The sequence below is a fragment of the Delftia sp. K82 genome (assembly GCF_002193035.1).
Lineage (GTDB): Bacteria > Pseudomonadota > Gammaproteobacteria > Burkholderiales > Burkholderiaceae_C > Comamonas > Comamonas acidovorans.
In genome coordinates this window covers 2,357,060-2,377,792 of record NZ_MYFL01000001.1, presented here as the reverse complement: position 1 = coordinate 2,377,792, position 20,733 = coordinate 2,357,060, and the positions used below count along the sequence as shown (strand labels likewise).

The 20,733-nt window shown below is 65.0% G+C and carries 17 protein-coding genes; 9 read left to right on the top strand and 8 right to left on the bottom strand.

The window, feature by feature from the left end:
* Nucleotides 1-90: 90 nt before the first annotated feature.
* Together KDK82_RS10525 and KDK82_RS10520 are read left to right on the top strand one after the other, a co-directional pair.
* Entirely contained in the window at nucleotides 91-1,626 is a 1,536-nt protein-coding gene (locus tag KDK82_RS10525) for a PLP-dependent aminotransferase family protein (RefSeq protein ID WP_088164825.1), read from the top strand.
* Nucleotides 1,627-1,756: 130 nt separating this feature from the next.
* A complete protein-coding gene (locus tag KDK82_RS10520; RefSeq protein WP_016445979.1) occupies nucleotides 1,757-2,536 on the top strand; it encodes a hypothetical protein in 780 nt (259 codons plus the stop codon).
* A gap of 9 nt (nucleotides 2,537-2,545) precedes the next feature.
* On the opposite strand, the gene KDK82_RS10515 is transcribed toward KDK82_RS10520, so the two are convergent.
* The 5 genes from KDK82_RS10515 to KDK82_RS10495 all read right to left on the bottom strand — a co-directional run bounded on the left by KDK82_RS10515 (nucleotide 2,546) and on the right by KDK82_RS10495 (nucleotide 7,775).
* Nucleotides 2,546-5,071 (bottom strand): TonB-dependent receptor, encoded by a 2,526-nt coding sequence (locus KDK82_RS10515; RefSeq protein ID WP_088164824.1) that lies wholly within the window; start codon nucleotides 5,069-5,071, stop codon nucleotides 2,546-2,548.
* Between the two features lie 101 nt (nucleotides 5,072-5,172).
* Entirely contained in the window at nucleotides 5,173-6,165 is a 993-nt protein-coding gene (locus tag KDK82_RS10510; protein ID WP_088164823.1) for a FecR domain-containing protein, read from the bottom strand.
* On the bottom strand, nucleotides 6,162-6,692 hold the full coding sequence (locus KDK82_RS10505; RefSeq protein ID WP_088164822.1) for a sigma-70 family RNA polymerase sigma factor: 531 nt from the start codon (nucleotides 6,690-6,692) through the stop codon (nucleotides 6,162-6,164). The genes KDK82_RS10510 and KDK82_RS10505 overlap by 4 nt, the downstream gene beginning before the upstream one ends.
* Before the next feature lie 200 nt (nucleotides 6,693-6,892).
* On the bottom strand, nucleotides 6,893-7,222 hold the full coding sequence (locus tag KDK82_RS10500) for a cupin domain-containing protein (protein WP_013802496.1): 330 nt from the start codon (nucleotides 7,220-7,222) through the stop codon (nucleotides 6,893-6,895).
* A 100-nt stretch (nucleotides 7,223-7,322) separates the two neighbouring features.
* A complete protein-coding gene (locus tag KDK82_RS10495) occupies nucleotides 7,323-7,775 on the bottom strand; it encodes an SRPBCC family protein (RefSeq protein ID WP_012205499.1) in 453 nt (150 codons plus the stop codon).
* A gap of 234 nt (nucleotides 7,776-8,009) precedes the next feature.
* On the opposite strand from KDK82_RS10495, the gene KDK82_RS10490 reads away from it, so the two are divergent.
* From KDK82_RS10490 to KDK82_RS10470, 5 genes are all read left to right on the top strand, one after another.
* Entirely contained in the window at nucleotides 8,010-8,993 is a 984-nt protein-coding gene (locus KDK82_RS10490) for a tripartite tricarboxylate transporter substrate binding protein (RefSeq protein ID WP_088164821.1), read from the top strand.
* 11 nt (nucleotides 8,994-9,004) lie between these two features.
* Nucleotides 9,005-10,294 carry a CaiB/BaiF CoA-transferase family protein gene (locus tag KDK82_RS10485; protein WP_088165487.1) on the top strand — a complete coding sequence of 430 codons (1,290 nt, stop codon included), beginning with the start codon at nucleotides 9,005-9,007 and terminating at the stop codon, nucleotides 10,292-10,294.
* The gene (locus KDK82_RS10480; RefSeq protein ID WP_034393376.1) at nucleotides 10,279-10,674 is read left to right on the top strand and encodes a cupin domain-containing protein; all 396 of its coding nucleotides are present in this window, start codon (nucleotides 10,279-10,281) and stop codon (nucleotides 10,672-10,674) included. The genes KDK82_RS10485 and KDK82_RS10480 overlap by 16 nt, the downstream gene beginning before the upstream one ends.
* Before the next feature lie 57 nt (nucleotides 10,675-10,731).
* Entirely contained in the window at nucleotides 10,732-11,895 is a 1,164-nt protein-coding gene (locus KDK82_RS10475; protein ID WP_013802491.1) for an acyl-CoA dehydrogenase family protein, read from the top strand.
* 167 nt (nucleotides 11,896-12,062) lie between these two features.
* Nucleotides 12,063-13,016: a LysR substrate-binding domain-containing protein gene (locus KDK82_RS10470; protein WP_088164820.1), complete on the top strand. Its 954-nt coding sequence runs from the start codon at nucleotides 12,063-12,065 to the stop codon at nucleotides 13,014-13,016.
* Here the strand turns inward: KDK82_RS10470 and KDK82_RS10465 are convergent.
* The 3 genes from KDK82_RS10465 to KDK82_RS10455 all read right to left on the bottom strand — a co-directional run bounded on the left by KDK82_RS10465 (nucleotide 12,997) and on the right by KDK82_RS10455 (nucleotide 17,157).
* Nucleotides 12,997-13,317 (bottom strand): hypothetical protein, encoded by a 321-nt coding sequence (locus KDK82_RS10465; protein WP_088164819.1) that lies wholly within the window; start codon nucleotides 13,315-13,317, stop codon nucleotides 12,997-12,999. The two genes, KDK82_RS10470 and KDK82_RS10465, sit on opposite strands and share 20 nt — an antisense overlap.
* 195 nt (nucleotides 13,318-13,512) lie before the next feature.
* Nucleotides 13,513-14,244 carry a hypothetical protein gene (locus KDK82_RS10460; protein ID WP_088164818.1) on the bottom strand — a complete coding sequence of 244 codons (732 nt, stop codon included), beginning with the start codon at nucleotides 14,242-14,244 and terminating at the stop codon, nucleotides 13,513-13,515.
* Between the two features lie 420 nt (nucleotides 14,245-14,664).
* A complete protein-coding gene (locus KDK82_RS10455) occupies nucleotides 14,665-17,157 on the bottom strand; it encodes a PAS domain-containing sensor histidine kinase (protein WP_088164817.1) in 2,493 nt (830 codons plus the stop codon).
* Between the two features lie 598 nt (nucleotides 17,158-17,755).
* Between KDK82_RS10455 and KDK82_RS10450 the strand changes: the two genes are divergently transcribed.
* Both KDK82_RS10450 and KDK82_RS10445 read left to right on the top strand, forming a co-directional pair.
* Complete coding sequence (locus tag KDK82_RS10450; protein ID WP_088164816.1) at nucleotides 17,756-18,856, top strand: porin; 1,101 nt, start codon at nucleotides 17,756-17,758, stop codon at nucleotides 18,854-18,856.
* A 130-nt stretch (nucleotides 18,857-18,986) separates the two neighbouring features.
* A complete protein-coding gene (locus tag KDK82_RS10445; RefSeq protein ID WP_088164815.1) occupies nucleotides 18,987-20,567 on the top strand; it encodes an esterase-like activity of phytase family protein in 1,581 nt (526 codons plus the stop codon).
* Nucleotides 20,568-20,733: the final 166 nt, after the last annotated feature.

Below are 20,733 nucleotides of genomic sequence, written 5' to 3'. Positions count from 1 at the left end.
CCGTCAGGCCATGCTAATCGCAGTTGGTGGCAGCTATCGGTACAGTAGCAGTACACTTTGCCAGAACAATTTGCCAACTGGCCTGCCCACATGACCCTGACACTTGATCCCGCAGCCACGCCGAAGCAAGCGCAGGCACCGCAGGCACCGCAGACACTGCAGGCACCGCGCGCATCCTCCGATACGGCTTTCCAGGCCGCTGCGCCCTGGCGCCCGCTGCGGTCTTCCGACCTCTCGCTGGTGGACCAGCTGGTGGACCACTACGGCGGCCTGATCCGCCACCACGGCCTGCGCGCGGGCTCGCGCCTGCCTTCCGTGCGTGCGCTGGCGCAAGAGGCGGCCGTGAGCCGCGACACCGTGGTGCAGGCCTATGACCGGCTGGCCGCCCAGGGCCTGGTGCATTCGCGGCGCGGCTCGGGCGTCTTCGTCAGCGCCCGGCGCGCGGCCCAGGCGGCGCCCCGCGCCAGCGATGCCCTGCCTACGCTGGAGCAGGGCGCGGCCTTCGATACCGCCTTTTTGCTGCGCAGCATGTTCCGCGAGGGCATGGAGCATTCAGGTGGCGCGGGCATGCTGCCGCCGGAATGGTTGGACCAGGAGATGCTGGCCTCGGCCCTGCGCGCGGTGGGCCGCAGCACGGGTCCGAGCCTGCTGACCTACGGCGTGCCCCAGGGCTACCTGCCGCTGCGCCAGCAGATCGCCTCGGTGCTGCAGGCCCAGGATGTGCCCGCCCACCCCGAGGCCCACCTGATGACCGTGGCCGGCGTCACCCAGGGCCTGGACCTGATCGTGCGCAGCCTGGTGCGGCCCGGCGATACGGTGCTGGTGGAAGACCCGGGCTGGTTCCTCATCTTCGGCCGGCTCAACGCCCTGGGCGTGAACGTGGTCGGCGTGCCCCGCCTGCCCGGCGGCCCCGACGTGGAGGCGCTGGAGCGGCTGGCCCGCCAGCACCAGCCCCGGCTTTTCATCCTGAACACGGCCGTGCACAACCCCACGGGCCAGACCCTGTCGGCCGGCGTGGCCCACGAGGTGCTGCGCATTGCCGAGCGCCACGACTTCTACCTGGCCGAGGACGACACCTACTCCGACTTCCTGCCCGGCGTGCCCGTGCGCCTGGCCGCCATGGACCGGCTGCAGCGCGTGCTCCTGGTGGGCGGCTACTCCAAGACCCTGGCCGGCAGCCTGCGCGTGGGCTATGTCGCGGCGCACACCGACCTGATACGGCGGCTGACCGACCTCAAGCTGCTGGGCGGGCTGACCACGGCGCTGCCGGGCGAGCAGGTGGTGCACCGCGTGCTGGCCGATGGCCAGTACCGCAAGCATGTGGACCGCCTGCGCGAGCGCGTGGACCGCGCGCGCAACCGCTGCCTGCGCATGCTCGAAGCCCTGGACTGCCGCGCCCCGCACGAACCACAGGCCGGCATGTTCGCCTGGGTGGACTGCGGCGTGGACTCGGAGGTGCTGGCCCGCCATGCCGCGCCGCAGGGCCTGCTGCTGGCGCCGGGCCTGCTGTTTTCGCCCAGGCAGGCCGCGGGCAGCATGCTGCGCATTCCCGTGCCCATGGTGGAGCAGCCCCAGACCTGGAAGATCCTCGGCCACCTGCTGGCGCAGCACCGGGGCGGTGGATGACCGGATGGTGCAGCAACACTGCCTGACGGGAGGTTGACGCTGCCGGCGCAAGGGCATGTAAGACAGGGCATCGGGCCTCGGCGCCCCGGTAGTGCGCTGCTATCGTTCCGGGATGACTATTGAGCTTGTCTTGCCAGGGGAGGCCGGCCGCAGAGCCGGGGTGAACGACAGCCAGCCCCGACCGGGAGGCGGTGCGGCGCGCCGCCTGGCGCCGGTGCTGGCGCTGCTGCTGACAGCGGGCTGTGCCGACACGCCCGCGCCGCGCGGCAAGGTGGAGGGCGCCTCGTTCGAGCCCAGCGAAATCGTGCAGTCCGACAGCAACCGCATGGCCACCCTGGCCATGAAGGAGAACCTGGACAGCCTGATGCGCATCATGGACAAGCTGTACCTGCGCAACCCCGCCGAGTGGAAGAAAACCGCCGAAAGCCGCGAGGCTGCATCCGCCTACGTGCGCATCGCCATCACCGAGCGCCAGCCCTGGGCCGACCTGCGCGGCGCCCAGGACGTGGCCGCGCTCTCGCTGGCGCTGCAGCCCGACTTCAAGGGCGACCGCGTGGCCGCCTTCGTCCATGCGCTGGCCGACACCATCATCACCGCCCACGGCGGGCGCACCAGCTTCACCCTGGTCCATGGGCTGGACCCGCAGCTGATCTACAACGCCGCACGCAACGTGGAAGTGGCCAACTGGATTCTCAACTCACGGCGCAACGCAGCGGGCGGGCCGCTGCTGCTGTCCAACCACCTGGGCGACGACGCGCGCAACCTCAGCTTCGAGCGCGAGATGGGCAAGATCATCGGCAGGCTGGACCTGATCGCCAACTACACCACCGAGCGCTACAGGCGCTCCTTCATCGGCTACGGGCAGGGACTGGTGGCCGGGCCATTCATGCAGTTCCTGCCCGTGCGTTGAGGCGCGGCCTCAGAGCCTGTAGCTGAGCGTCACGGCCACCGAGCGCGGTGCCCCGTAGCGCGCCAGGCCCCCCGACCATGAATAGCCAAGATCCTGGTAGTAGCGACGGTCCAGCAGGTTGTCCACGCTCAGCTGCACATGGGCATTGGCATTGACCTGGTAGCCCACGCCCAGGCCCAGCAGGGCGTAGCTGCGCTGCGTGGTCTCGAAGCCCGTTTCGCGGCGGAACATCTTGCTTTGCGCATGCAGCGATCCGTACAGGCTCCAGCGCCCGTACTCGCCGGGCAGGCGATAGCTGGTGTAGAGCTTGAGCAGGTGCTGGGGCTCGTCGGTGCTCACGCGCTGGCCGATGTTGGTGGCAATCCGGTCCTTGGTGTAGCGCGCCCGCACATAGGTGTAGCCGGCCGAAACCTGCCAGCCGGGCTGCAGCAGTCCGGACAGCTGCAACTCCAGGCCATCGCTTTGGATCTCGCCGGCCGCGCGAAAGCAACTGATGGCGCCGCTGGTGGGGCAATTGGCATCGTCACGCACGGCACGGTTGCGCTGCGTGATGCGGAACACCGAGGCGCTGGCATGGAGTCGCCCGTCAAAGTACTCGCCCTTGGCGCCCAGCTCGTAGTTGGTGCCTGTCATCGGGTCCAGGGTGTTGCCCCGCACGTCCATCGAGCTTTGGGGCTGGTAGCTCTGTGTCAGGCTGGCATAGACCGAATGCCTGTCATCCACGTCATAGACCAGGCCCGCATAGGGAACGAACCTGGCGCTCTCGTCCAGGCTGCGCTTCCAGTTGGGCGTGCCGGTGTACCAGCCCGTCGTGTCCTGCTCATACCAGCCAAGACGCCCGCCCAGAATCAGGTGCAGCGGATCGGCCAGGCTGAAGTTGCCGCTGGCGTAGATGGCTTTTTCGCGCGTCTTGCGGCCCCACAGGTCGCCATTGGCAGGCACTGAGCCGGTCCAGGGCGCGGAGTAGGGATTCCAGTTCGCAATGTCGATGATGCGCGAGGCCGACGACCCCCAGGTCTCGGCCGCATGGGAGCTGTCATTGCGGTAGCTGGCGCCCACGGCGATCTCGTGCGTGCGCCCGAACCACTCGACCGGGCCCCGGGCGCGCAGGTCGGCCACGGTCTGGCGTGTGCCGTAGCGCCAGCCCGTCTCGGACTGCTCCAGCTGTGTGGTCGATCCCGCGACGCGGCTGTTGGTGGTGTTTCGGATGTCGGAATCGGCCTCGACATGGTTGATGCCCAGCTTGACCGTCCAGCCGTTGCGCAGGCGCTGCTCCAGATCAACGAACACGCCATCGTTGTCGCGGTTCTGGAAAGACTCCGCGTTGTTGAGGAAGGTGGAGCGCGGCAGGTCCATATGGCCGCCATCGGGCAGGGTGGGCAGGCCCGTGAACACGCCCTTGGTGCGCGTGCGCTGGCGGTAGGCGCCCAGGCCCAGCGTGGTGTCGGGCGTGAGGTCCGCTTCCACGATGCCGTACAGGCTGGCATTGCGGGTGTTGGTGACATCGACAAAGCTGTCGCTGTCACGCCAGCCGCCCACCACGCGAGCGCGCACGCTGCCGCTGGCATTGAGCGCACGGCTTGCGTCCAGCGAGGCCTGGCGGTTGTTCCAGCTGCCCAGGCCCAGCGTGGCATTGAGCAGCGGCTGGGCCGTGGGACGCTTGCGCACCAGGTTGACCGAGCCCGAAGGCGCGCCCACGCCATCCATCAGGCCCGTGGCGCCGCGCACCACCTCCACGCGGTCATACATCAGCAGGTCGGCCGAGACATTGCGCGAATTGAAGCCCGTCACGTCCAGCGGCAGGCCGTCCACATTCACATGCTCCAGCGCAAAGCCGCGCGCGTAGAAGGTGGACTCCGAATCGGTCACGGCCGGGTTCTTGGCGTACAGCCCGGGCGTGACCTTGGCAATGTCCTGCAGGGTGCTCAGGTGGAAGTCATCCATTTGCTGGCGCGTCACCACGCTCACGGACTGCGGCGTCTGGCGCTGCGACAGGTTCAGCCCCGTGGCGCTGGCCATGCTGGGCGTGGTGTATGAGCCCGTGCCTTCCGTGGCGCTGCTGCGCTCCGCATCGGCCGTCACATTGACGGTCTGCAGCGTGCTGGCGGAAGACGGTGGGGTCGGGCCTGCCGCAGCAGGCAAGGGCGCGGCAGCCTTCAGTGAAAAGCCTCCGCCAGGCTGCTGCACGGCTGCCACGCCGCTGCCCGCCAGCAGTTGCTGCAACCCGGCCGACACGCCGTGGCTGCCGGTCAGCCCGCCCGTGCGCAGGCCCGCCACCAGTGCCGGGTCATAGGAGAGGCTGACGCCCGCTGCGCGGGAGAAGCGATCCAGTGCCGCATCGAGCGGACCTGCTGCAATGCTGAAATCGCGCGTGAGCGCTCCGGCCTGGCCTGTGGCCGTCTGCGCCCATGCTGCGCCTGAAGGCACCAGGGCCGACATCGCCATGCCGATGACGGCGGCTTGCACAAGGGTGACAAGCGGCCGGGGACGCCACTGCGGTTGGCTACCGGGCCTGGGCGGGTGATGACGGGACATGCTGGGTTCTCCTGGATGCAATACGGGAAAGGATTGAAGGACTCATTCCCAGGCCGTACGAAAATCCGGATCCCCTCACTTTCTCTGAAAAAAAGTGGAAATCACTGGCCGGATGCCGGCCCCACATGAACCCACCAGCGCGTGCGCCGGCTGATGCTCACGGGCTGCGTCTGCGCGATGAGCTGCAGCACCTGCTCGGTCTGGCGCACATGGAAGGTGCCCGACAGGCGCAGGCCTGCCACGCGCTCATCGCAACTGATGTGCCCATGGCGGTAGCGCCCCAGTTCCGCCAGAAGGTCACCCAGGCGGATGGCCCGGCCTGCCATCACGCCATCTGCCCAGTCGTCCGCACCAAAGTCCGGGGGAGGTGCCGGGGTACTGGCATCGGCCGACAGCCACCACGGCGAGCCGGGCATCGCCGTTTGCCGTGCGGCGCTGTCTGCGGCCTTTGCAGGCGTCAGCCGTACGGCGCCTTCCTGCACGCTGACAAGGGCCCGATGCTTGTGCAGCCTGACCACAAAGCGCGTGCCCAGGGCCTGCAGATCGCCAAAGGGCGTGCGCACCCTGAAGGGCCGGTGGCCGGGTGCAGTCTCGTCGGCGCCCGTGGTCACCAGGATTTCCCCACGGCTGAGCACCACCAGTCGCTGCTGCGGGTCCAGCTCCGTACGGATGGCCGTGTCCGTGTTGAGCACGATGGTGCTGCCATCGTCCAGCCTGACGGTGCGCTGCTCGCCCACCGAGGTGCTGGCGCTGGCCAGCAGGCGCTGCCAAGGCATGTGGCTGTAGGCCATCCAGCCCGTTGCCGTGGCGATTCCGGACAAGGACAGCAGCTTGAGGGCGCGGCGGCGCGAGACGCTGCGGGACTGGCGCAGGCGCTGCGCTGCATCCAGCGTGTCCAGTGCCAGGCGTTGCGGCATGCGGTCAAAGTCGGTCCTCAGTGATTGCACCCGATCCCAGGCCAGGGCGTGGGCGGGCTGCGCATGCAGCCATTGCTCGAAGGCCTGCCGTGTGGCGGGGCTGGGCGTGTTGAAGTCCAACTGTACGGACCACTGGATGGCTTCGTCGATCAGGCCGGGTGAAAGATCGCTGCTCATGCCCCGAAGCGCAGTGCGTAGCAGTGGCGCAGGGCCGTGGCGATGTAGCGCTCGGCCGTGGCCAGGGACACGCCCAGTCGTTCGGCGATCTGCGGGCAGGTGAGTCCTTCCAGCTGCGCCCACAGAAAGGCGCTGCGCACGCGGGGCTTCAAGGCATCCAGCATGCGGTCTATGGCGACCAGGGTTTCCAGGAAGATCAGCCGACTTTCCGGCGAGGGGGCCTGCGCCTCGGGCATGAGGGCCAGGGTCTCCAGCCAGGCGCGCTCCAGCTCGCGGCGGCGCCAGTGGTCCACCAGCAGGCCATGGGCAATGGTGCTCAGGTAGGCGCGGGGCTGGCGCAGGCCGGTTGCGTCAGGGCCGGGTTGGCGGGTGAGCAGGCGCATGAACACGTCCTGCGCCATGTCGGCCGCGTCGAAGGAGTCGCCCAACCGGCGCCGCAACCAGCCCTGCAGCCAGTTCTGGTGGCTGTGGTACAGGCTTTCCACGCTGGTTGTCGCCTTGGCGGACTGGGAAATCTGCGCGTCCATGGAGCGTCCATTCAACGAATGCAATCACGGGGCTCGTCATGCATTGCGAAGGGCCGGCGGCGGCTGCGTCCATGGCGTGAGCTAACGAGAAAGGCGTGATTATAGATTTGGTAATGAGAATGAATCGCAAATGAGGCGCAGGCACAGCCATTCGCACGCGGGCAGGCCGCGCGCGAGGCTGCATGTTCCGCGTCAGCCGTTCAGCTGCACAGAACGATGGTGACCAGAGCGGAGGTGTCTTCGATGGCGCGTACCGCATGCGCCATGTTGGCCGGCAGGTGCATCAGCTGGCCGGCCTGCAGGGACTGGCGGCTTTCGCCGAGCATCACCTCCAGCTCTCCTTCCAGGCAGTGCAGGCTGACGCTGCCAGGCACCTTGTGCGGCGGCAGCGACTGGCTGGCGCGCAGCACCACGCGGATGACTTCCATGTCCTGGGACTTGAACAGGGCGCAGGTCCGGGCGCCCGCCAGCCGCGCACCAAACGGCAGGACATCGATGGCTTGAGCGGTCAGTGCAAAGGGGGTGGCCATGGCGGACCTCCGGGCGTTGGCGGGCAATACTGCCATTGTCCTCCGAAGCACCGCAATCCATCAACCGCAGCTGTGTGACAGCAGGGGCTTGTGCAGGGTCTCAGCCCGGCACGCTGGCCTCCACCAGCAGGGTCAGCAACTGCAGCGACTCCTGCCAGCCCAGGTGACAGGCCTCGGCGGGAATGACGGCGGGCACGCCTTCCTGGGTCACATCCATTTCAGTGCCGCAGAACACCTCGCGCAGCGTGATGGTGGTGATCATCTCGCCAGGCAGCTGCGGGTCGTCGAAGCGGTCGGTATGGCGAACCAGCCGGCCGGGCTCCAGGTCCAGGAATTCCCCGCCGAAGCCGCTGCGCCCGCCCGTGGACAGATTGACGAAGGCCATGCGGTAGCGCCCGCCGACCCGGGCGTCGAACTCGGGCACCTCGCAGATGTAGCCGTGGGGCGGCAGCCATTTGGCCAGGGCAGCGGCCGTGGTGAAGGCTTGGTACACGCGCTGCGGCGGCGCCTTGAGGACGCGATGAAGCCGGATGGTGTGGACGGTGTGTGACATGCGGAACTCCTTGGCGTGGTGTCGTGCAAGGCTGCCAGCCTCGCACCGATGCAGTCCTTGCGCAAGAGGCGGGACATGGAGCCTGACGCAGGATTCAATGATTCATAAATCGAATTCTTGATTGGTTTTAAAGAATTGGACTTGAATCATTGACGCCCGCACCATGGCGGCGAGCGCTGGACACACAGCGCCGCCTTCCATAGGAAAACAGGATAGGAAACAGGAGACAAGCAAATGAAGCATTCCCCGTTGCGCAGGGCCCTGGCCCTTGGCGCTATCAGCACCATTGCGGCCGTGGCCGCGCCCTCCGTGTCGGCGCAGGGTGGTTACCCCTCCAATCCCATCACCCTGGTCGTGCCGTTCGCGGCCGGCAGCGGCACGGACGCCGTGGCGCGCCTGGTGGCCACCCGGCTGGGCGAGCGGCTCAAGCAGCCCGTGATCGTGGACAACAAGGCCGGCGCCAATGCCCAGATTGCCGCCAACCATGTGGCCAAGGCCAAGCCGGACGGCTACACCCTGTTCATGACCACCAACACCTCGCATTCGGCCAACCCCTGGCTGGTCAAGGGCCTGAAGTATGACCCCGTCAAGGACTTCACGCCCGTGGCACGTGTGGGCGAGCTGCCGTTCGCGCTGCTGGTCCACCCCTCCGTTCCTGCCAAGACCGTGCAGGAACTCATCGACTACGCCAAGGCCAATCCCGACCGCCTGTCCTACGGCACGCCCAACAGCACCTCGCTGGTGGCCTCGGAAACCTTCAAGTACGTCACGCACGCCCAGATCACCTCGGTGCCCTACAAGTCCAGCCCCCAGGCGCTGACCGACCTCATGGGCAACCAGATCCAGGTCTACGTGGCCGACCTGGGCTCGGCCTGGGGCACGATCAAGACCGACCGCGTGCGCACCCTGGCCGTTACGGCGGCCAAGGGTTCCACCCTGTTGCCCAATGTGCCGGCCATCGGCAAGACGCTGCCGGGCTTCGACATCACGTCGTGGAACGGCATCTTCGGCCCGGCCGGCATGCCCGCCGAGATCACCGAGCGGCTGAACACCGAGCTGCAGGCCATCCTCAAGGACAAGGCCGTGCAGGAGCAACTGGCCCAGGTCGGCTTCGAGGTCTGGCCCACGGCCACGCCTGCCGAGTTCGCCACCTATGTGAAGGACCAGATGGCCCGCTGGGGGCAACTGGTCAAGCAGGCGGGCATCGAGGCGCAGTGAAGGAGAGCCGCATGGAACAAGCGCAGCAAGGGCAGCAAGGCCCTCTTGCAGGGGTGAAGGTGCTGGACATGACCTCGGTGGTCATGGGCCCCTTTGCCACCCAGATCCTTGCGGGCCTGGGGGCCGAGGTGATCAAGGTCGAATCGCCCGAGGGCGACAACATGCGCCACGTCGGCCCCATGCGCAACCCCGCCATGGGCCACATCTTCCTGCAGGCCAACCAGGGCAAGCGCTCCGTGGTGCTGGACCTCAAGCAGGGCGCCGCGCGCGAGGCCCTGCTGCGCCTGGCCGAAGGCTGCGACGTGCTGGTCAGCAACGTGCGGCCCCAGGCCATGGCGCGTCTGGGCCTGGCCTACGAGGACGTGGCGGCGCGCAACCCGCGCATCATCCACGTGAGCTGCTGCGGCTTCGACCAGCGCGGCCCCCATGCGGCCCGGCCCGCCTATGACGACCTCATCCAGGGCGCCACCGGCGTGCCCTGGCTGGCGCAGCAATACGGCGGCGGCGAGCCGGCCTATGCCCCCATGACCCTGGGCGACCGCGTCACCGGCCTGCACGCGGTCTACGCCGTCACTGCCGCCCTCTATGCGCGCGAGAAGACCGGCAAGGGCCAGGCCGTGGTCGTGCCCATGTTCGAGGCCATGACCCAGTTCATCCTGGGCGACCACATGGCGGGCCTGTCGTTCGAGCCGCAACTGGGCGGCCCCGGCTATGCGCGCCTGCTCACGGCCCACCGCAGGCCCTATCGCACCAGCGACGGCCACCTGTGCGTTCTCATCTACAACGACAAGCACTGGCACAGCTTCTTCAACGCCATAGGCCAGCCCGAGCGCATGGCCGAGCCCATCTTCGCCACCCACAGCCAGCGCGCGCTGCACATCGATGCCGTCTATGCCGAAGTCTCGCGGCTGATGGCAGGGCGCACCACCGCCGAATGGCGCGCACTGCTGGACGCGGCCGATGTGCCCAACATGCCCATGGCCTCGCCCGAGGATCTGATCGCCGACCCCCAGCACCAGGCCACCGGCTTCGTGCACGAGATCGACCACCCCAGCGAAGGCCGGCTGCGCACCACGGCCAGCCCTACGCGCTGGAGCGCCACGCCGCCCGCAGAACGCGCTGCCCCCGCGCCGCGCCTGGGCGAACACACCCTGCAGGTGCTGCGCGACGCGGGCCTGACCGAGGCCGAACTGGCCGCCTTGCAGGCCAGCCGCGCCTGCAGCCAGGCTGCCGCGCTGCAAGACGCCCCACCACAAACACAAGCACAAACAGAAGGAAACCGCCCATGCCCCGCTACCTGATCCGCGAACAAGACGTGCCCGGCTACAGCCCCGCCAACCACCACGGCACCGTCAACCGGCGCCTGGTCAGTGCCGCCAACGTGGGCGCGCGCCACATGGAGCTGGTACTGGGCACGCTGGAGCAGGGCGGCGGCGCGCTGCCCCATGCCCACCCCGGCATGGAGCAGGCCTGCTACCTGCTGGCCGGCACGGCAGAGGTGGAAATCGACACCCCGGACGGCAAGGAACGCTTTGCCATGCAGCCCGGCGACACCTGCTTCTTCCCCGAGGACTGCATGCACATCTTCCGCGTGACCAGCGCCGAGCCCGTGCGCCTGCTGGTCTTCTACAGCCCGCCTTACGCAGAGAACCCCGAGCGCGTGCGCCGACCGGCAGCCTGAGCGCAGTCACCCCACAGACACAACAAGCGAACAGCAACAAGCAACGGAGAACTCACCATGGACTTTCTGTGGAACGAAGAACAGGAACAGATACGCGACGCCGTCGAGCGCGCCTGCGCCCCCTTTGACGCCGACTACTGGCTGCACAAGGACCACGAAGGCGGCTTCCCGCACGACTTCCACAAGGCGCTGGCCGACGCGGGCTGGCTGGGCATTGCCATGCCCGAAGAGTTTGGCGGCGCGGGCCTGGGCATCAGCGAGGCGGCGCTGATGATGCACACCATCTCGGCCACGGGCGCAGGCCTGTCGGGCGCCTCGGCCGTGCACATGAACATCTTCGGTCTGCACCCCGTCGTCGTCTTCGGCACGGACGAGCAAAAACGCCGCTGGCTGCCCCCGCTGATCGCGGGCACGGACAAGGCCTGCTTCGGCGTCACCGAGCCCAATGCCGGCCTCAACACCCTCAAGCTGCAGACCCGCGCCGTGCGCGATGGCGACGTCTACGTGGTCCATGGCCAGAAAGTCTTCATCTCCACCGCCCAGGTCGCCAACAAGATCCTGCTGCTGGTGCGCACCAAACCCGTGGAAGAGTGCAAGGGCACGGAAGGCCTGAGCCTGTTCTACACCGACCTGGACCGCGAACGCATCGAGGTGCGCGAGATCGACAAGCTGGGCCGCAAATGCGTGGACACCAACCAGCTGTTCATCGACGGCCTGCGCATCCCCGCCGAGGACCGCATCGGCGAAGAGGGCAAGGGCTTCTCGTACATCCTGCACGGCCTCAACCCCGAGCGCATCCTCATCGCCGCCGAGGCCGTGGGCCTGGGCCGCGCCGCCCTGGCGCGCGCCACCCAGTACGCCAAGGAGCGCGTGGTCTTCGACCGCCCCATCGGCCAGAACCAGGGCATACAGCACCCGCTGGCCCAGGCCTGGATGGGGCTTGAGGCGGCCCACCTCATGGTGCAAAAGGCCGCCTTCCTCTACGACAGGGGCCTGCCCTGCGGCGCCGAGGCCAACGCCGCCAAGTACCTGGCAGCCGAAGCCTGCGCCAAGGCCTGCGAAACCGCCATCTTCACGCACGGCGGCATGGGCTACGCCAAGGAATACCACGTGGAGCGCTACATGCGCGAATCCTGGATACCGCGCCTGGCGCCCGTCAGCCCGCAGCTCATCATGTGCTTCATCGCCGAAAAGGTATTGGGCTTGCCTAAATCGTATTGACCCCCTGAGTCGCTTCGCGCCTTCCCCCTTCTCGCTGCGCGGAGGGGGACGACACCCTCGGTGCGGGGCGGCCCTTCCTCGGTGTCTCAAAGTTGAGGTGCGCGGGTTTTGTGGCTGCGAACCATCTGAAGTCCCATGATTTATCAATCTGTATTTCAGAGGTAGCCATGGTGCAAGATGCCATCTCGCTTGCTCCCCATCCGCCGCCTCTCATGAAGACCCACCTGCTGCGCTATTTCGTCGCCCTGGCCGAGGAACGCCACTTCGGCCGCGCGGCCCAGCGGCTGTGCATCACCCAGCCGCCGCTGAGCATGGCGCTCAAGACCCTGGAGCAGGACCTGGGCGCCAGCCTCATGGACCGCGACGCCAAGAACGTGCGCCTCACCCCTGCGGGCGAGGTCTTCCTGGTCGAGGCACGCAAGGTGCTCGCCCAGCTGCAGCACGCGGCCGACGTGGTGCGTGGCGTGGCCGAGGGCATGCAGGGCCGGCTGGACGTGGGCATCACCGGCTCCATGGTCTACCGCCAGGTGCCCGACTTCTGCCGCGCCTTCCGCGCAGAGCGCCCCCTGGTCGAAGTCTGCCTGCATGAAATGTCCACGCGGGAGCAACTGCAGGCCATTGCCAGCGGCCAGATCGACTGCGGCTTTCTCAACATAGCCAACCCGCCAGACGGCCTGCAGACCCTGTCGATCGGCGAGGAACCCTTTGTCTGCTGCTTGCCCGCCACGCATGCGCTGGCGCAGCAGCCCGCCATCGACCTGCGCGAACTGGCCCGCGACACCTTCGTCATGTTCGCCCGCGAAGTGGCTCCGGCCAACTACGACAACGTCATCTTCTGCCTGCAGCAGGCCGGCATCCACCCCCATACCCGCCACGCGGCGCGCCAGTGGCTCACGGTCATGGCCCTGGTCTCGGCAGAACAGGGTGTGGCCCTGGTGCCCAGCTGCATGCAGCGCGTGGGAATGAACGGCGTGGTGTTCGTGCCGCTGCGCGGTCCGCAGCAGGCCATGACGCCCGCTGTCATGGCCTGGCGGGCGGACCAGCCTGCGGCGGTGCTGCAGGCTTTCATTGAGAGGGTGAGGGCGATGGCATCCACCGCCGTCAAGGGTGGTAGGGGTTGAGGGCTGTCACCTCTACAGACCCTTCGCAGTAGTGCATGGCGAAAACCACCAGCTCCTTACCATTCGATTGGGTGATGGCCTCCACGTACCAAAAAGGCACTTTTTCTCCTGGAGAAAACGTCACCTTGGTGATATCGAATGCGTACTGAGGAAACTTCTCTTTCAGTTTTTTCAGTACATTCGTTCGAACCAGATTAAGGTCATGGTTTTCGCAAGCGGTTGCGTTTTTTGCGTCCCCGCATGCGGTGATCAGCAAGAATGCGCCAGCCAACACACTGCACAAAAAGCTGGATCTTGACATGGTTTTTCATATCAGCGGCCTGTGAAGTAATTGGCCAAAGCCGTTGATGGCCGGATACTGGCTGGAGTTATGCGCGGATGTACGGCGTTGTGCGGGCACCATCATCAAAGGCGGGTTGCCATGGTACTTTCTTCTGTTTTAGGCTGAAGAAGGCACCATGGCTTCCTGGTGTCATGCACTTGGTTTATTGTTGCTTCAATAGATTTCCATTATCCCATTTTCACTGGCCGAGTATTTGCTTTCCGAAACTGCTCGAGCAGAAACGGCCTTTCCTCCTGTGCCGGCCAAATGGGGGTACATGTAGCACAGAACTGCGACTTGCAAATTTGCTACTGGAATGCTACCAGCCATGGTGAAACCATTGTTATAGCAATTTGGAATTCCTCGAACTCCAACGGCGAGTGAAAGATCGCCACCTCTCGCGACAGAAAAGTCAACTCCTGCACTTGCAGATACTCTTGTATATGAGCCAGCACGTGGGTAAGGGTCGTAGCTTAGAGATAGAACAGGTCTGTAGTCCCATTGGCCACCAGGCATGTAATAGTAGTTGGAATGTTGCTTAAATGACATTTCCTTTTGAAGGGAAGCCGGTTCACAATGAAGGGGTATATTCCTTTCATCGCTACCAATTACCATTTTTCCAGGAGATTCTGGATTTTTGTCTCCGTACATTTCACACAACCTCTTGTTGAATTCAATTGCTTCATCATTTTGATTGGTGGTTTCGTAGAGATACGATCCATTTGATAGCTTGACTAGATTTATGGTCACAGTACCATTCATTCCAGCCATGCTGCCAGAAATACTTCTGGCGACCATTGGCATGCCGTTCTTTTCAATTTCCTCATTCCCTATCAAAAAATCTTGAGCCATTGCAGATATTGATCCGAGAACAAGTATGAATCCGGTGAGAATTTTACTTAGCATAGTTCCCTCTGTGCTGAAATGTTAATAAGCCTTTGCTGCCACATGGCAGTGAGTGGCGCTATTAGTCTAAGTTCTTTCGCATTTTCAGATCAAGTGCAGACTGCTGTCGTTTTCTGTTTGTTCTTAAAAATAAGATACTTCCTAGGAATTGACGTGAATTGACGATCAAAGGTCTAAACACACGCATTCGGATGGCCTGATGAGCAAGGCTTGCGCTGATTCGCAAGCTTGATGAATCCGTAAGTTCCTGGTGCCGTGCATCCGAGTGCTCTTGCCGCTTTGGCAGTACCCCTCTGTCGTCGGCGATCGAGTCTGCCCACATAGCCACTACGAGGGCCGAGGGAGATGCGATATGGCAGGGTTTGAGCTGCGAGACAGGCGCCCGGAATCTGCGGGTCACCACGGCGCCAGCCGCGCAACTCAGTCCGATGGCACAGCGTCGGTACTGCCCAGAATCTCCGCCACCTTGAGCGCCAGCGCATCCAATGTGAACGGCTTGGTCAGAAGCTGCGTCCCGGGGTGCAGGTTTTCCTGGCTGAGCGGAGATGCCTCGGTGAATCCGGTGATGAAGAGCACCGGCAGGTCGGACCGGGCCAGGCGCGCCTCGTCGGCCAGCTGCTTGCCGTTCATTCCGCCGCGCAGCCTCATGTCCGTGATCAGCATGTCCACCCTGGTTCCTGCACGCAGTACCTGCAGCGCGGCGGCTGCATCGGCCACGGCAAGCACCGTGTAGCCCAGGTCGACAAGCGCCTCGTCGATGAGATGGCGGATCGGGGCTTCGTCATCCACCACCAGCAAGGTCCTTTGGGCAGGCACCACCACCTGCCTTGCCGCATCGACCGCGCGTTCTGCAACGGGCGCGGCGTCGCACCTGGGCAGATACAGGCAGACCGTGGTGCCCTGGCCCGGCTGGGAGAAGATTCTGACCGCTCCTCCCGATTGCCGCGCGAAGCCGTAGATCATCGACAGCCCCAACCCTGTTCCATGGCCCACCGGCTTGGTGGTGTAGAACGGCTCGAAGGCGCGCGCAATGGTCTGCTCCGACATTCCTGTACCCGTGTCGGTGACGCACAGCGACACATAGCCGCCCGGCGGAAGATCCCACTCCCGGGCTGCCGCCTCTTCAAGCTCGATATTGGCTGTCCTGATGGTCAGCCGGCCGCCTTCGGGCATGGCATCGCGGGCGTTGATGCACAGGTTCAGGATGGCGTTCTCCAGCTGCGTTCCATCGATTTGCACATGCCACAGATGGGCTGCCGGCACGATGTCGATATCCACGCTGGCGCCCACCGTCCTGCGAAGCAGGTCCTCCCAATCGGCCAGGAGCGCGGCCATATCGGTGGGCTTGGAGTCCAGGATCTGCCGGCGCGAGAACGCAAGCAGCCGCTGCGTGAGCGTGGCGGCGCGCCGCACCGCCCCCTGCGCTCCATGGATGAAGCGCGTGAGGTTGTCCACCTGGCCGCGCGCCAGCATCCGCTGCAGCAGCTCCAGATTGCCCATGACGGCCGCCAGCAGGTTGTTGAAGTCGTGCGCAAGGCCGCCCGTCAACTGGCCCACCGCCTCCATCTTCTGCGACTGGCGCAGTTGCTCCTGCGCCTTGGCCAGCGCTTCGGCCTTGGCCATTTCGGAGGTGATGTCGCGGCCCACCGCATTGATGCGGCCTGCCGCCGAACGCGTGGACCAGGAGATCCAGCGGTAGCTACCGTCCCGATGGCGATACCGGTTGTCAAACCGGGCATGCGCCATGCCTGTGGCCAGCTCCTGCGTGTCCTGGATGGTGCGTGCCAGATCCTCCGGATGGATGAGATGAAAAAGCGTTGTGCCCAGCAGCTCGTCTTCACGCCAGCCCAATACCTCGGTCCAGGCCGGGTTGACCGCAGTGATGATGCCCTCGAACGTGCAGCGCATCATGATGTCGGATGACAGCTGCCACAGCGCGTTGCGGTCGGCCGTGCGCTCTGCCACCTGTTCCTCCAGCGTGGCATTCAAGCGCTCCAGCGCGGCCTGGGCCTGCTTGCGCTCGGTGATGTCGGAGGCCGCTCCCAGCCAGCCGGTGATGGCGCCTGCGGCATCGAACAGCGGCACGGCGCGCGAGAACGCCCAGCCCACGCTGCCATCAACCCGGTTCACCCGGTGCTCGATCACGTAGTCGGTCTTCGTGCGGATGGCCCGCGCGATCTCCGCGCGCACAAGGTCGCGGTCCTCCGGGGGGATGTAGTCTTCCAGCCAGTTTGTGTTGGACGCCTGCGTGTCGGGGATGAACCCGCCGCCTGCCAGCTGGTGCAGCTCGCTCCAGTCCGCACTGATGGAGTAGCGCACTTCCGACGAGGACCGCACCAGCGCATCCAGCCGTTCCTCGCTCTGGCGCAACAGGTCCAGCGCCCGCCGTTCCGCATCGATGTCCAGAATGGCGATGGCCGTGGCCACGACTTCCTTGTCCGCATTGCGCAGCGGCACCCCGAACACGCGCGTCCATACCTCAAGCCCCTGGGGCGTGTCATAGACACAGTCAACACCCGGCACCACCAGCTCCCCGCGGAACGCGCGGGCGGCCACAAACTGGTCGCGGGGAACGGGCTTGCCATCCTTGTCCCAACTGCGCCAGCGCCCCCGGTCTTCCTCGGCCGACAGCAGCGAAGGGATGGGGGTCTCCGGCAGGAAATGGCGGTAGGCCGGGTTGGACATCAGCACCTTGCCGCCCTTGCTCACCAGGCACAGGCCTATCGGCAGATGCTCAATGAAATCCGAAAACAGCGTCTTCTGGTCCGCCACCTGCGCATCGAAGGGGTCCTTATCGCTGGTGCCCGCGCCCTGCACGGCGCTGGCATGGCCCGCCGTGGCAATCGCCAGCTGCGCCCGCAGCCGGGCGTTTTCAGCCCGAAGCAGGGCAATCTCGTCAGACGCTTGGATCATGGGGGAATGGGGCGGGGCGTTGGGTGGAGGAGAGGGGGCTGCTCGCCGCTGGCGGGGACGGCGATGCTGCCTGGGGATCATAGCTGTGACTGCTGGTGCGACCGATGTTGAGGCTGCAGTCCTCGGTGCGGCAATTCTTGTGGGACTTCGCCCTCCCAGGGACTATGGGGTTGAACTGGCCGTGCAATGGGCTGAATTTGGGTCCCCAATGACCGATCAATCGGTCGACGAACGCTCGAAATGTGCCATTGAAAATATGGAAGTCGAGAACCTTATTGGGAAAATGGCAAAAGAATGCATATTTCCGTCAATTTCTCGAATATGAATCAAACAAATCGGCAATGAATGATCTGCTCCGTCGTGCAGGCTATGGTTGAAGGGTGGCGGCGAGAGGGCTTCCCTGTAGGAAACGTGCCGCAGGCACCGCCGCTGCTGTGACTTTCATGTCACACAGCACAGCTGTCACGAAGAATACTTATGTGTTGCCTAGAGTTCCCGCAGCGGTGGCAGGAGGCTACCGTCATTCTCATTAATAAGTTCAGTTCGTATCTCGCCAATGAAAAATCAAAAAACGTGCTCGCGCATTCTGGGACTCGCGATGGGCACATTCTTCGCCTCTTCTTCCAGCTTGGCCTTGGCACAATCTTCCGTCACCATTTTTGGTGTGGTGGACGTCGGCGTCACCATTGCCAAGTCCGGCAGCAACAGGCTCAATGCGCTGAACTCCAGCCAAGGCAAGACCAGCTTGCTTGGCTTGCGCGGCACGGAGGACCTCGGCGGCGGCAACAGAGCTCAGCTCTGGCTTGAAGGCGGCCTCAACCCCGATGTCGGCACTGGCGGCAGCAGCGGCTCCCTTGGCTTCGAGCGCCGCTCCACGATCGGGCTGAGCAACAATTCCTGGGGTGAAATCCGGCTGGGTCGTGACTACACCCCCAGCTACAACATCTTCACCGCTTTCGCGGGCCCCGACACCACCACCGGTGTGCAGGCCAATCTGTTCCAGACGATCCGCCAGACTGCCTACAACGCCGCCAGCCAAAGCGGCGTGGTCGACCGCACGCGCATCAGCAACGCCGTGGGCTACTTCCTGCCGAGCGACCTGGGCGGTGTCTATGGCCAGTTCTCGGTTTCCTTTGGCGACGAGAACGCCTCCGGCTCTGGCGCAAGCAAGGCCCGCAGGTACATAGGCGGCAACCTGCGCTATCGCTCGGGCCCGCTGAACGTGGGTATCGGCTATGGCCGGATCGACGGCACCGCAGCCGTGGCTTCGCCCAGCGCCATCGCCGCAACCAGCGATCTCGAAGACCTGGTGCTGGGCGCCTCGTACAACTTCGGCAGTTTCCTGCTCAATGGCGGATACAACAGCCTGAAGTGGGAGCCCGTCAACGGCGCAACCTCCGGAAAGGTGGACGGTTTCTACCTGGGCGCAACCATCCCCATGGGGCAAGGCAGCTTGCGCATCAAGTACGCCAGCGCCAAGTTCAGCGGCAACGCCTCTGCCCTCACGCGCAGCGGCGGCAAGGCCGACAAGTATTCGATCGGATATGTCTACGACTTCTCCAAGCGCACCTCTCTGTACGCAGGGCTGGCGCGTGTGAACAACAAGAACGGCGCCAGCGTCGGCCTGATCGGTGGCCCTGCGGGTGTGGCCAACGCCGGCTCGACCGGTGTGGATCTGGGCATCAGCCACTCGTTCTGAACGGCACAGCGCCTTTTCCAGAAACGAAGCCTTCAAGCTTGGGCCGGCCCTTGCCACGCAGGGCCTGCCGATCTGCCTATCTGCCTATCTGCTTATCAGGCTTGCCTCTTCTTCTCAAGACCTACTCGCCATGCGACCCCCCACTTCTTCTTCCTGCCTGATGGCAGTGATCGCCGCCGCGGCTGCCTTGCTGAGCGCCTGCGCCGACACCCGCCCGCTCCAGGTCGCCGGCTCCGAGACGGTGACGCAGACCACCGGCGTCGGCAGCATCCGCGCCATCGTCACGCGTCAGGACGTCCAGTTCGACGACAGGTTCTATTTCCCCTACGAAGGCCAACACCCCGCCACCAAGGCCGATTTCCCCAAGGGCTTTCTGCCAGCCTACGGTTCGGGCCTGGCCTTGAAGGGCAGGCGTGCCGACGGCACGCTGGAGTTCTACGCCATCACCGATCGCGGCCCGAACGCGACCACCGGCCCGGTCACGCAGATCACCGACGGCTCCAATCCCGCGGGCTTTGCCAGTTCCACGGTGTTTCCCTCGCCCAACTTCACTCCGTCCATCGGCGTGATCGCCCTCGGAAAGGACGGAGCCAGGCTCGTCTCCACCCTGCCGCTCAGATTCAGCGCCACACAGAACGCCAACGGCCGCGTGCAGCCACGGGGCATCACAGGCAACACGGGCGAGCAAGTCCTGGACGACTCCTTCACCTATCCCGGCAAGGCCAAGGGCTACAGCGAATTCGGCCTGGACACAGAATCCGTGGTGCTGGATGCCGCACGCAATGTGCTGTGGGTGTCCGACGAATACGGACCCTTCATCGTGAAGATCGACCCGGCGACCGGCATCATCCAGAAGAAATACGGGCCCGGCACTGGCGCGTCCGATCTGCCGGCCATTCTCGCCAAGCGCCGCGCCAACCGTGGAATGGAGGGGCTGAGCATCGATGCGGCCAGCGGCAAGCTGCACGGTTTCCTGCAAAGCCCTCTGGACGACGGCAAGGCCGACTACACCACCGCTGCCGTTGCCGACGCCACTGGCAAGTCGGAGAACGTGCGCGACTACGCTCGCTTTGTCCGTTGGGTGGAGTTTGACCCGACCACAGAGAAAACCCGCCTGTTTGCCTTGCCCGTGGACAGCCGCTGGTACAACCAAGGCAAGACCGGCAATGCCAAGCTGGGTGATGTGGTCTCACTGGGCAAGGGGAAATTCATCGCCATCGAGCAAGGCACGGGCAAGGACAAAAAAGTCTTCAACGACCTGGTTCTGATTGAGTTTCCGGCCAACGCCACCGACATCACCGCGCTGGGCTCCGACCTGGAAAAGAGCAGCCTGACTGGCAAGCCGGTCAATGGCTCGGACTATTCCAAGGTCGTGACGCTCAAGAAGACCCGGCTCTTCAACCTGAACGCCACCGGCTGGGTGGCCGAGAAGGCCGAAGGCCTGGCGCTGGTCGATGACTACACGTTGGCGCTGACCAACGACACCGACTTCGGTGTTTCGCTGGCCGTGCTGGAGGCCAGCGGCAAGGAAATCGAAGGCTCGGACGTCACCAAATGCATGGTGGACGCCGAAGGCAAGATCGTGAACGACGGCCAATGCGCCAAGGGCGCGGCGAGCCTGCGCTTTACCACCAATGACGTCAACGATCGCACGCAGCGACTGTGGATCTTTGGGTTCAGCAAGAAGCTGAGCGAATACGGCTCTCCCTGAACGACTGCGACTGCGACTGCATGGCATAGGCAAGACAACGGGGCCACGGCGATCCAGGGCGGTTCGTCCAGCTCGGTAGTCGCCACGCCGAACCAGCTCGCAACGCGCAGCCCTGGCGCCCACAAACTGGTCCCTGGGGATAGGCTTGCCTTCCTGGTCCCAACTG